We start from the raw sequence: 12970 nt of genomic DNA on the forward strand, positions 1-12970 counted from the left end.
AGGGTTATTGGGTAACCTTCAAATTTAGCTCTTTAAGCTGTTCCCCGCTAATTCTTGCGGGAGCATCTATCATCACATCTCTTCCCGAATTGTTTTTGGGAAATGCAATGTAGTCCCTTATAGTTTCCTGGCCACCTAAAATAGCTACTAACCTGTCAAACCCAAATGCTATTCCACCGTGTGGAGGAGCTCCATATTGAAAAGCATCCATTAAAAATCCGAACTGGGCTTTAGCTTCTTCCGGAGTAAATCCCAGATGATCGAACATCATCGCCTGAGTGTTCTTGTCATGGATTCGTATAGAACCTCCTCCAATTTCATTTCCGTTAAGGACAAGGTCATAGGCATTGGCGCGGACTTTCCCCGGCTCAGTGTCCAGTAATTGAATATCTTCAGGTTTTGGGGAGGTGAAAGGGTGGTGCATTGCATGATAGCGATTTGTCTCTTCATCCCATTCCAAAAGCGGAAAATCTACCACCCATAAAGGGGCAAATTCCTCTGCTTTCCGTAGTCCAAGTTCGTTCCCCAGGTGCATACGCAATGCGCTTAGCTGAGTTCTGGTCTTATGTCCATCTCCAGCCATGACCAGAATAAGATCTCCTGCTTTGGCTCCGGTTCTTTCTGCCCATGCTTTAAGATCTTCTTCTGAATAAAATTTATCTACAGAAGATTTTAAAGTTCCGTCTTCATTAAATTTCGCCCAAACGAGGCCGTTAGCTCCGATCTGTGGACGCTTCACCCACTCTATAAGTTTGTCGATTTCCTTTCTTGTATAGGAAGCAGCTCCGGGTACAGCGATCCCCACTACCAGTTCCTGCTGGTCAAAAACATTAAAGCCTTTATTCTTTGCGAGGTCGTTGAGTTCACCGAATTCCATTCCAAAGCGTATATCCGGCTTATCATTTCCGTACTTTTTCATTGCCTCATCATAGGTCATGCGCGGAAATTCGGTCACCTCAACACCTTTTACTGCTTTGATAAGGTGACGGGTGAAATCTTCAAAAGTGTTTAATATATCTTCCTGCTCCACAAAAGCCATTTCGCAGTCTATCTGGGTAAATTCCGGCTGACGGTCGGCCCGCAGATCTTCATCCCTAAAACATTTTACGATCTGGAAATATTTGTCCATTCCGCCAACCATAAGCAGCTGCTTAAAAGTCTGAGGTGACTGCGGAAGGGCATAGAACTGGCCTTCGTTCATGCGGCTTGGCACCACAAAATCCCGGGCACCTTCGGGCGTGGATTTGATAAGCACCGGAGTTTCCACCTCGATAAAGCCTTTTTCTGAAAGGAATTTTCTCACCTCCATAGCGACTTTGCTTCGGAAGATCAATTTATTCTTCACCGGATTCCGGCGGATATCAAGATATCTGTATTTCATGCGCAGATCCTCCCCGCCATCAGTTTCATCTTCAATCGTGAATGGCGGAAGTTGTGCAGCGTTTAAAACTTTAAGTTCAGAAACAAGGATCTCGACATCCCCGGTAGGCATGTTAGGGTTTTTGGATTCCCGCTCGATCACTTCTCCTGAAACCTGGATCACGAATTCCCGGCCCAATTGGGACGCTTTTTCCATCATCTCCTTTGGCGTGCGTTCATCATCAAAGATAAGTTGCGTGAGCCCGTAGCGGTCCCGTAGATCAACCCATACCATAAAACCTTTGTCCCTTATCTTTTGCACCCATCCGGAAAGTTTTACTTGCTTTCCTTTGTCTTCTATCCGTAATTCCCCGCAGGTATGGCTTCTGTACATAAACTTGATCTTTTTAAGAGGAGCAAAAATAAGAAGTTATCGCGGGATTGCGTGAAGATTAGAAAAGTTATTGGCTAAAAGTTAATCTGAAATTTTAGGGGGTGTCAAAAATGGCATTTTTGGGAGGTGTTGCGGAAAAAATTTAGCCACGAATTCACGAATGATCTCTTTTTGAGCCTTTAGTTATTAGCTGTTGGCCATTGGCGCCTCAATATATATTGCAGATGATTAGAATTTTTCCCGCTGATTTCGCTGATTTCCGCAGATCCGTTTGAGCGGAAATGCTGGCGCGGATTTGTAATCCGTGCCGAGCTGAAACATTTGTGTCTCTACTAATATGTTGTCCCTACGGGACATTTGATCAGGGGGGCGATTTCTTTGTTCTACCAATATGTTGTCCCTACGGGACAATCTTTTAGAAATATTTTCTGCGTTGATCTGTGTTCTGCGGGAAAGCTTTTTTTGCCACCAATACTCGAAGAATTTTTGTTTCTATACCCTTCAACAAAGGCATTTCTCTGCGCTCTTCTTTAATCTTAGTTCGCTTCGTATAAAATGAGAGCAGGATCTGTTTATTCCTGCGAGTGAGAGGATAATTGGAATTTAAAGCTTGTAAGCTGAGAGTTATTAAAAAAGGCTGCACATCTCTGCACAGCCTTTTTGTTTTCAAAAATGCGGTAAGGATCTAATGATGTATCCTGGTAAAATGCACTTTATCTTCAATGGCATTCAGGATGAAATTATCATCCAGCCCGTTTACTATCCAGGTTTCGATCTTCGCCTTTTGAGTGATCGCGGCAGCTGAAACCTTTGAGCTCATTCCGCCGGTACCATGAGTGGACTTCGTCTCGCTCATTACTTCTTTCTTCAATTCTTCAAGGTCATTCACCTTGCGAATTGTTTCCGGAGTCTTGGCCTCAATAGTACCTTTTTTGTACACCCCGTGAGTATTCGTTGCGATGATAAAAAGGTCCACATCAAGTAAAGCTGCGGTTTGCGCGGCCAGGTTGTCGTTGTCTCCAAATTTGATAGCATCCGTTGAAGACGTATCATTTTCGTTGATGATCGGGATGTAATCGTTCTCCACAAGCACATTCACTGTGTTAATGATGTTCTGCCTTGAATCTTCATTGCTGAAATCATTGGGAGATAAGAGACACTGCCCTATCAAGAGCCCAAGCTCCCTGAAGTTTTCCTGGAAAATACGCATCAGGTGCGGCTGGCCTATAGAAGCCAATGCCTGCTTGACGTCGATATTTTCACCGCTTCTTTCCAGGTTCACGAATTGACGGGCCACAGCAACAGCACCCGAACTAATGATCACGAACTCGTATTCATCTTTAAGGGCTGCGATCTGCCGGCCAATATCTTCAATTTTACCTCTCGAAATATGGTCGGTTTCTTTGGTTAGAGTATTAGAACCTAATTTTAAAAGTATCCTCTTTTTCTTCTTTGGAGTTTCCATTTCTATGTTATTCTGTTCTAAAATTTTATCTAGTTTGTCCATTTCCGTGTATATACCATTTGTTGGTTACTAAATGCTGCAGCCCAATAGGACCTCGCTGGTGTAGTTTATCTGTGCTTATCGCCAGTTCTCCACCAAGTCCCAGCTGACCTCCATCGGTAAATCTTGTTGAGGCGTTGTGATAAACCGCTGCATTATCTACATTTTCCATGAAATGCTGTGCAGTTTTGTCATCTTTTGAAATTATGGAAGCCGAATGCCCGCCTGAGTATTTATTGATCTTTTCAATAGCTTCAGTAGCCGATTCCACTTCACCTATAAGGGCTTTATAGTCCAGAAATTCCTCATACCATTCATCTTCACTTTTTACAGGGCGGCTGCCTTTTATGCTTTCCAAAGATCCATCAGCAATTATCTCCACGTTATTTTCTGAAAGGGTTTGCTGAAGTTGCTTCAGGAATTCTTCCTTATTCGGTAGGTTAGCATCTATGAGCACCTTGTCCACTGCATTACATGCAGATATTTTCCCTGTTTTTCCGTTAAGGATCACATCAAGGGCAATGTCTGTATCTGCGTTCTCATGCACATAGACAAAATTGTTTCCGCGGCCGCTCACAATTACCTGCGCTGAAGAGTTTTCTTTTACGAATTTGATCAATCGCTCGCCACCTCTTGGTACTACAAGGTCTACTCTTTGATCTGGATGAGCTAAAAACTCCTGAGTCCGTTTCCTGTCAAACTGAAGATATTCCACCCAATCTGTAGTAACATTATTATCTTCAAGAGCTCTATGCCAAAGCTTTACGATCTCCAAATTTGAATTAAGGGATTCCTTTCCGCCTTTAAGAAGGATCTTATTACCGGATTTGAAGGCGATCCCTGCAGCTTCAACAGTCACATCGGGACGGGATTCATATATGATCATCACCGTTCCAAAGGATGCAGTCCTGTTATAGACCTGCATTCCGTTCTCATGCTTAAAGCTGAATCTTTCCACTCCCACAGGATCTTCCTGGGAAGCCAAATGTTTTAATGAGTGTACCATTCCTTCTATCTTGGAATCATCCACTTTTAGCCGGTCTTCCATGGCCAGATCTTCCCCTGAATAATTGTCGAGGTCGATCTTATTTGCTTTTAAAATGTTGTCCTTTTCCTTTTCCACAAGATTTGCCATTGATATCAAAACGGCGTTTCGTTCGTCAATGGTTAACTGAGTGTTCATTCGTTGAATTTTAATTAATATTAATTTTCCTGCCCATAGGTGTCCAAACACTTTGCCAGACTCCGGAATAAAAAAGAAAACCTCCGGATAATTCCGGAGGTCTTAAATTCATTGGTGTCAAAAATGTCTTTTTAGGCGAGGCTTTTCTCTCTTCTGTTTCTCATTCTCACCCTTCCGCGGTTTACCAGATATAGCATAGCGGGCACTACCACTAGTGTGAGGAAGGTTGCGAAGATGAGTCCGAAGATCACCGTCCATGCCAGTGGACCCCAAAAGATCACGTTATCTCCTCCAATATAGATCTGCGGGTCATAATCTGTGAATAAAGAGAAGAAGTCAATGTTAAGTCCTATAGCCAGGGGAATTAGTCCTAAAACTGTCGTAATGGCAGTTAAAAGCACAGGCCGCAATCTTGACTTACCACCTTCCACGATCATCTCATAATACTGCCCTTTAGTCAGCAGTTCGTTATCATCCAGCCCGAGGCTGGCTTTTTTACGGTCAATGAGAATCTGGGTGTAATCCACCAGTACGATTGCATTGTTCACCACGATCCCTGCGAGAGAAATAATTCCCATCATGGTCATGATGATGATGAAGTCCATCTGGAAAATCACCATTCCAAAGAACACCCCGGCAAGGGACAGGAATACGGCCATGAGGATGATCAATGGCTTGGGAATCGAGTTGAATTGCGCCACCAGGATCAACAGGATGGCACCCAGACCAATGATAAGAGCCTTAAGCAGGAAAGTCATATTTTCCTGTTGCTGTTCCTGCTCTCCGGTGAATTCCATGGAAATATCCTGCGGCAATTCGTAACCGGCCAATTCGCTTTGCAGCTGTTCTACTATCGCGTTCCCGTTGTAACCTTCCAGCACATTCGAATAGACCGTGATCACTCTCTTAAGGTCCTTTCTTTTAATCGCGCTGAAGGCAGAAGTGAGCTCCTTTTTTGTTACTGAAGAGATTGGTACCTGTACGAGGTCTCCGGTATTCTGATTTTTGAAGGTGATAGGCTGATTGAAAAGTGCATTTTCATCATACCTGAAATCTTCATTGAACCTTACATTGATTGGATAATCTTCATCTCCTTCTTTATATGTTGAGATCTCTTCTCCATAGATAGCACGTCTTAGGGTTTGTCCAACCGAAGACGTGGAGACTCCCAACTGCCCTGCCTTTACACGATCAACGGTGACATTGAGTTCCGGTTTGGATTTATTGACATCAATCTGCAATTCCTCGATCCCGGCGATATTCCGCTCCTGAATGAAATTCACAAGATCTTCTGCTTCTACGAGCATCTGCTCATAATTTTCGCCCTTGAGCTCTATATTGACTGGATATCCCACCGGCGGGCCGGCAGCATCTTTTTCCACGATCACCGAAGCTCCCGGGAAACCCTGTACTGCATCACGAACTTCAGAAAGCACATGGCTACTTCTTACGCCGCGGCGGTCTTTAAATTCCCTCATGGAAAGTGTCACTTTTCCCTTATGCGGCATTTCATTCTGCTGCCCCCCATCTGTCTGCGGGTTTCCTGCTCCCTGCCCCACCTGCGAAATAGCAGATTCTACCATGTAGTTATAACCATCTTCGTCCTCATATTTTTCAATGACGTCATAGATCTGTTGTTCGATCTGTTTGGTAACCTCATTGGTTTTCCTGATATCGGTTCCTTCAGGAAATTCGATATAGGTAATGATCTGGTTGGGTTCATTCTCGGGGAAAAACAGAACAGTGGGTTTGACAATTCCAACAAGAACAAAAGAGGCGATCAACATTCCAAGCGTTCCGAAGAAAACCAGGTATGAATTTTTTCCGCGGAGGGAGTATCGAAGCGTAGATTCATATTTTCTCTCCAGCTTTTTCAGTGCTCTGTACTGGAAGAAATCTACCCATGAACTAAGGAAATATTTATAGAACCAAAGAAGAAGAGCAAAAAGGATAGCGAGGTTTCCTATTGCTCTAAAAGAGCCAAAATCCAGGATGAATCCGGCGATCAACAGGATCAAACCTGTACCTCCCAAAACTGCACTTATTCGGATCAGTTTTTTCTTAGTGAACTCCTTTTCTTCAGTCTTCATGAATTCAGAAGTCAGCATGGAGTTAATGATCAACGCCACAAACAGCGAGGATCCTAATACCACCGACAGCGTCATAGGGAAATAGATCATGAACTTACCAATGGTCCCTGGCCATAGCCCCAGCGGGAAGAATGCAGCAAGGGTTGTAGCTGTTGAGGCAATGATAGGCCATGCAATTTCACCCACTCCCTGCTTGGCAGCCTTAAGCCTTGGCATCCCCTGGTCCATTAAACTGTACACGTTCTCCACAACCACAATCCCGTTATCTACCAGCATTCCCAGACCCATAACAAGGGCGAAAAGTACCATGGTGTTAAGAGTGAAACCCAGGCTGGAAAGGATGATGAAGGAAAGGAACATGGAAAGCGGAATAGCAAATCCCACAAAGAGCGCGTTCCTGAAGCCAAGGAAGAACATTAGCACCACTACTACTAAAATCACCCCAAAAATGATATTGTTCACAAGATCGTCTACCATATTTTCGGTGATGGTAGATTGATCGTTGGAGTAGGAGATATGAAGATCTTCGGGCAGGTAAGTTTCCTTTTCGTGCTCAATGATCTCCTTAATATTTTCAATAGCCTCAATCATATTCTTTCCCCCACGCTTCTTGATATCAAGCATAACTACGGGATCACCGTATTCGCGGGCAAAAGTGGTGGGTTCCTGCTCCTGAAATCTTATTTCGGCAATATCTCTTAAAAAGACGTTCCCGTCTTCCCTTTTTACGATGATGTTATTGAGTTCAGCAGGATCTTTGACTTCCCCAATGATCCTAATATTCTTCTGAATTTCGCCGGTGATCACATTACCGCCGGAGATGGTTTGGTTTTCCATGCTCACCGCGCTAATGATATCCTGAAAACTCACTTTTGAAGCGGTCATTTTATAAATGTCTACCGCAATCTCCACCTCTTTTTCTTCGGCTCCTCTTACCGATGCTTCCTTGATCTGCGGAAGCAGCTCTATTCTGTCCTGCAGGTATTCGGCATATTCTTTTAACTTCTGAACAGGGTAATCTCCTGTGAGGTTCACGTTAAGGATAGGCATTTCTTCGGAAATGTTGAGGTCGAATACGTTTGGCTCCACCTTGGCGCCATTGTCCATAGTAGGCCAGGTAGTAGCAGCTTTTTCCTGGTCCACCTTATCCTTTACCTTTTGTTTGGCGGCATCAACCGAAATATCCTCGTCAAACTCGACGATCACCAGTGAATAATCCTGCAGCGTAGTAGAAGAGATATCCTTTACTCCTGCAATGTTGTTGAACTCTTCCTCGAGCGGCTCGGTTATAAATTTCTCGATATCTTCGGCCGAGTTTCCCGGATTGACCGAGCTCACGTATATTTTGGTCTCAATGATCTCGGGAAAAGATTCCCGGGGCATGCTGTAGTAGGACATGAGACCGCCAACAAAGATGATGGCGATGATCACATATACCGTCATGCGATTTTCAATAGCCCAGGAGGAGAGCTTAAATTCTTTATCTAACTTCATAGTTGTTTATAGGGTGCGGTTAGAAATTCTTACTTTTTCGCCTTCGCGAATACTGCGGGCTCCGTTGACGATTAGCAGATCTCCAGGCTCAAGTCCGGATAATACTTCAACCGAATTGTCATAGGAAAGTCCGGTTTCGAGAATCCTCTTATGTGCAACTCCGGTAGAATCTGATTCCTTTTCGAGGACATAAGCCATTCTTTCGCCGGCAGCATTTGTTTGCACTACATTCTCAGGAATAATTATAGCTCCTTCTGAAGTGTAGTCATTAAGCCGCACAGAGGCAATAAGGTTTGGCTTGATGTTCTCCGCATTTCGCGGCACTTCCACCTGGATCTCAAAGGTGCGGTTGTTTGGATTGACAAAGTTGCCCACCTGTTTTACCTTACTTTTAAAAGAGGTGCCGGTGGCAGCGATCTCTACCATCACATCTGTACCTTTCTCTATTTTGCTGAGGTAGGATTCAGGCACGGCAGCAGTAATGTACATGTCCTGCAGGTTGATAAGCCTGAAGAGCCTGCTTTGACCGGGTGCAACCACTTCCCCTTCTTCTGTAAAAACTTCATCTATGATCCCGCTAAAAGGAGCCCTCACAACTGTCTTCGCCAGCTGAGCCCGCATTTGATCTACGGAATTCTGAATTGCTTCGTAATTGGTCTTAGCTTCAAGAAATTGTATCTCACTGCCAATGTTTTGATCCCAAAGCCTTTGCTGTCTTTCAAAAGTTGTCTTTGCCAATGCAGCCTGAGCTTCCATTTGAGCCAACTGACTTCCCAGGCCTCCTTCATCAATTCGGGCTAAAATTTGCCCTTTTTGGACCCTTGTTCCTTCAGTGACATTTACCTTTTGAAGAATTCCTGAAAACTCGGGATAAATGGTGATATTCTGTTTAGTTTCCACATCTCCCGGAATTTCTACGTAATGTTTAAAGAGGGAATCTGTAACCTGCCGCACTTCGACCAGGGCAAAATTATTTTTTTTGTCCAGCTTTTCTATAGCAGCATCAAGCTTCGCTATTTTAGAGGACAGTGTGGATTGCTGAGTGCTGAGCTCGGCTTTTTTGGCTCTTATTTCTGAAAGGTCCCCTGTCTCAATTACATCTTCAACAGAATCGCTTTTTCCGCAGGAAACCAGGAATAGAAAACTAATTATTAATAAGCTTGATCTTTTCATTTTTCAACAATTATTTGTTTGGTTATTCTTCTTCAGAATAGGTTTTGGTATTTAAAATATTCTCCAGTTCCACTTTTGCGTTGATCACCTCCAGCATTGCCTCAAGGACGTTTTGCTGAGCGGTGTACAATTGTCTTTGCGCCTCACTGAGCTCAAAACTACTAGCAAGACCTTCAAAGAATTTGATCTGGTTCTTGTTCTCTATTCTCTCGGCAAGGGCCAGACCTTCCTGTTGAGCTTCAAAATTTTCCAGGCTAAACCTGTAGTCGGCCTTAGCCGCGTCAATTTGAAGGGAGATTCTGTTCCTGGTTTCTTCAAGGTCCAGCTTCGCCTGCTCATATTCCAGTTGCATCTGCCTGGTGCGGGAATTTCTCATCCCACTACTGAAAATCGGGATATTAAGATTTACACCCAGTATCGACTGATTAAAATATTCCTGCTCCTCATTAAAAAAGGTAAATGAATCGCTATAGCCGGAGGTTCCATAGTTTAGAAAACCGGTAAGCTGAGGTAAAGCCTTTGCCTTTTCCAGCCTTACAAAGATCCTTGCAGCCTCTGCTGAATTTTCTGCGATGCGCACATCGATATTCTCCTCTAGAGGAATACTTTCCTCCAGCAATTGCTCATCATAAAATTTCATGGCCAAAGTGTTGAGATCGTCTGTAGGAATGATTTCCCTCTCAACAGGAATTCCCATTGCCATGTTTAGAAGTTGATAGGAGATCTCCAACATACGTCGGCTTCGGTTAAGATTATTTTCCAGACTAAGGCGGGTGATCTTTAGCTGCTCAACATCTTCCTCCTCGGCAAGTCCGTTTTCAAATATTTTTTCTGTGTCACTAAGATTTCCGGAAATATTCTCAAGATTGTTCTCCAGGATCGTTACACTTTCCTGCGCCATGAGCAAATTGCCATAGGCGTTGATCACTGCCTTACGCACTTCAAGATCGGTCTTGATCTTTGCATTCTTTGAGATCTGTAATAAAGTTCTGGCCGATTGAACTCCTACTATATAGGAGCCATCAAAAATGAGTTGAGACCAGGTCGCTGTTGCAGTGACATTTTGCTTGGTACCAAAGCGCACTGGAATAAAACCTTCAGGAGCGTTTACAGGTTCATTATTTCTTTGAACATCAAAGTAATTTTCTACTACATCAATGGTAGCCTGAGTATTATCAAATGCTGCTGCCGGTAAAAGAGTAACGGGTTGTTTCAGGAAGTTCTGGTAATCAACATTTGCGTTTATCTGGGGAAGACCCTGGGAGATGATCTCCCATTTTTGTGATAAAGCCTTTTCTACTTCCTTTTCAGATTTAATAGAGGAGTAGTTGTTCTCCAGCCCCAGTGCCACAGCCTCTTCGAGAGACAGTACAAGTGGTTCTGAGGGGACTTCCTGCGCCCAGCCGCTTAGACAGAAAAAACTGCTGATTAAAAATATTGCTTTTTTCATTTTTTGCTGCTTTGGTTTAATAAGGTTTCCAGTTTCTTTAAACCTTTTGGAGTGACTATTGCCCTTAGATGATACTCCAGGTGCATTTCGGTAAGTTGATTGGTTGAGAATTCAGGTTCCGGAAAATGAACGTCATCCTTAATGCCCAACATCCCGATAAAGTAGATTCGGCTGATGAATTCTACCGGAAGGTCACTACGGTAAACTTCCGTTTTTATCCCTTTTTGAAGATTTTGCCTGGTCAATTCCTCCATTACCTTTCGTTGTTTCTCCCTAATACTGAAATAAGTCCTGGGGTAATACTTTTGCAGCTGATGCTGAGGAGAAGATTTTTCATCCTTTAGATGCGTGCAGGCGAAATTCTTAATGGCGAATAGCTCTTCAATAGGATCTTTATTTTCCTCTTTTATGCTTTCTATCCCGCTTGATATGGTTTCGAAAACATAATTGGCAGTGGCATCAATTAATTTCGTCTTTGTTGGAAAATGTGCATAAATGGTCTTTTTAGAAATTCCAAGTTCGGCAGCAATCTCGTCCATAGTCACGCTTTTCACTCCTAAGGTGAGAAACATACCGGCCGCCTTTTTTAAAATTTGTTCTTTCACTTTTTGAAATTAGAGGGTGCAAATATACGTTCGGAAACTTTAAAAACAATAAAAGTTTCCAAAGTTTTTTCCTACAAAAAATTAAAGGCCTTTGAATCTGCAGTTTCTACATGATTTGGTATTTTAGCGCAAAAATTACTCATGCTCTCTATAGACCAGTACCGTAAAGAATTTGAAGAATATCTCGTCCGGAAGATCGAAAGCCGGGAACCGGCCAATCTTTACGATCCAATGGTCTATATTCTTAGTCTTGGAGGCAAAAGGGTGCGGCCGGTTCTTGTTTTAATGGCTTCAGAGATCTTTAGCGGTGACTACAGGAAAGCTTTGGATGCTGCTCTTGCTATTGAAGTATTCCATAACTTCTCACTTGTACATGATGATATCATGGACGACGCACCTTTGCGCAGAGGGATGCAGACGGTACATGAAAAATGGGATATCAATACTGGGATCTTGTCAGGTGACGCTATGCTCATTAAGGCATATCAGCTTTTCGAGAACTATGAAGGGGAGACCTTCAGGCAACTCGCTGCTTTGTTTTCCAAAACGGCTATAGAAGTGTGTGAAGGCCAGCAATACGATATAGACTTTGAATTACGCGAAAACGTAAGTATTGGGGAGTACCTGAAAATGATCGAATATAAAACTGCAGTTCTTGTAGGAGCATCTCTTAAAATGGGAGGTATTGTGGCCAATGCTTCCGCAGAGAACTGTGATAGGATCTATGAATTCGGGCGTTTTTTGGGGATCGCTTTTCAGTTACAGGATGATTACCTGGATGCCTTTGGAGATCCGGGTACATTTGGAAAACAGGTGGGAGGCGATATCATCGAAAACAAAAAGACCTTCCTTTATCTTACCTCTCTCCGCCAGGCTGCTGCGGGAGAAGCAAATCAACTTGAACATCTGTATTCCATAAATCCGCCTGACCCTACAGCAAAAGTGGAGACTGTAAAAGGCCTTTTTGAGAGCAGTGGTGCAGCCGAACTCACCCGAAAGGAAATTGAAAAATATACTAAAAAAGCCTTTGAGGTACTGGAAGAGCTTCGGGTAGGAGAGGAGCAGAAAAAGCTGCTGTACCACTTCGGAAAAAATTTGATGAACCGGGAGGTTTAGATCAGAAAAAAACGCTAACGAAAGGCATGAATGCATTGGCATAAATGCTTTTTTCGTCATCGTAAAGAACGTCATACCTTATCCCTACAGTTACCTGCCCGGTAGTATAACCCAATCCAAGGAACAGGGCAGGATACCAGTAAGAGTCTTCCAGATTTGCACCGTCCAGTTTGAAATCTTTGGAAACGTAATTCTCTTCAAATTCCGCCGACAGCTGCAGCGCCTGCAACGGCCTTAATAAACCTATTAGGCTACCACCTGCAGTGTAAGCCGAATAGCGGGAGGTATTAGTGTAAGAACCAGCCAGGCCTATTCCTGCCGAGGTGTAGCGATTAAAATCATAGATTGCCTTTGGCGCCAGGAATCCGCTGAAGTATCCATCGCTGAAGTTGGCACCCACACTTCCGCCATATCTTACATTTTCGAAAAATGCACTTTTTGGAGCTTCAGATTCCTGTGCAAACACGTAGGAATGAGAAAGGTAAATTATTAATATCGGAATTAATAGTCCTTTTTTATTAATAAACAAGAAGTTCTTCATGTTAAATGTTTTCCAAAGTATAAGGTAAATATATTAAATGGTCCTGTGCTTCTTTTTTAAA

General features: G+C 43.3%; 9 protein-coding genes. 1 reads left to right on the forward strand and 8 read right to left on the reverse strand.

Annotation, left to right across the window (positions count from 1 at the left end; translation table 11 throughout):
• Positions 1–4: 4 nt before the first annotated feature.
• The 7 genes from aspS to CRO16_RS06170 all read right to left on the reverse strand — a co-directional run bounded on the left by aspS (position 5) and on the right by CRO16_RS06170 (position 11219).
• Positions 5–1753, reverse strand: coding sequence for an aspartate--tRNA ligase (aspS, locus tag CRO16_RS06135; RefSeq protein ID WP_097055419.1), 1749 nt, complete (start codon positions 1751–1753; stop codon positions 5–7).
• Positions 1754–2438: 685 nt separating this feature from the next.
• Positions 2439–3260, reverse strand: coding sequence for a glutamate 5-kinase (gene proB, locus CRO16_RS06145; protein ID WP_245858883.1), 822 nt, complete (start codon positions 3258–3260; stop codon positions 2439–2441).
• Positions 3244–4440 (reverse strand): glutamate-5-semialdehyde dehydrogenase, encoded by a 1197-nt coding sequence (locus CRO16_RS06150; protein ID WP_097055421.1) that lies wholly within the window; start codon positions 4438–4440, stop codon positions 3244–3246. The genes proB and CRO16_RS06150 overlap by 17 nt, the downstream gene beginning before the upstream one ends.
• A 131-nt stretch (positions 4441–4571) precedes the next feature.
• Positions 4572–8024 (reverse strand): efflux RND transporter permease subunit, encoded by a 3453-nt coding sequence (locus CRO16_RS06155; RefSeq protein WP_097055422.1) that lies wholly within the window; start codon positions 8022–8024, stop codon positions 4572–4574.
• Between the two features lie 6 nt (positions 8025–8030).
• The gene (locus CRO16_RS06160) at positions 8031–9197 is read right to left on the reverse strand and encodes an efflux RND transporter periplasmic adaptor subunit (RefSeq protein ID WP_097055423.1); all 1167 of its coding nucleotides are present in this window, start codon (positions 9195–9197) and stop codon (positions 8031–8033) included.
• A gap of 22 nt (positions 9198–9219) precedes the next feature.
• Positions 9220–10647 (reverse strand): TolC family protein, encoded by a 1428-nt coding sequence (locus CRO16_RS06165; RefSeq protein ID WP_097055424.1) that lies wholly within the window; start codon positions 10645–10647, stop codon positions 9220–9222.
• Positions 10644–11219, reverse strand: a complete 576-nt coding sequence (locus CRO16_RS06170; protein ID WP_317042516.1) for a TetR/AcrR family transcriptional regulator — start codon at positions 11217–11219, stop codon at positions 10644–10646. Before CRO16_RS06170 ends, CRO16_RS06165 begins: the two co-directional genes overlap by 4 nt.
• Positions 11220–11393: 174 nt before the next feature.
• On the opposite strand from CRO16_RS06170, the gene CRO16_RS06175 reads away from it, so the two are divergent.
• Entirely contained in the window at positions 11394–12368 is a 975-nt protein-coding gene (locus CRO16_RS06175; RefSeq protein ID WP_097055426.1) for a polyprenyl synthetase family protein, read from the forward strand.
• A gap of 1 nt (position 12369) precedes the next feature.
• On the opposite strand, the gene CRO16_RS06180 is transcribed toward CRO16_RS06175, so the two are convergent.
• Positions 12370–12909 carry an alpha-ketoglutarate decarboxylase gene (locus tag CRO16_RS06180; RefSeq protein ID WP_097055427.1) on the reverse strand — a complete coding sequence of 180 codons (540 nt, stop codon included), beginning with the start codon at positions 12907–12909 and terminating at the stop codon, positions 12370–12372.
• Positions 12910–12970: the final 61 nt, after the last annotated feature.

It is taken from the genome of Salinimicrobium sediminis (assembly GCF_900215295.1).
Lineage (GTDB): Bacteria > Bacteroidota > Bacteroidia > Flavobacteriales > Flavobacteriaceae > Salinimicrobium > Salinimicrobium sediminis.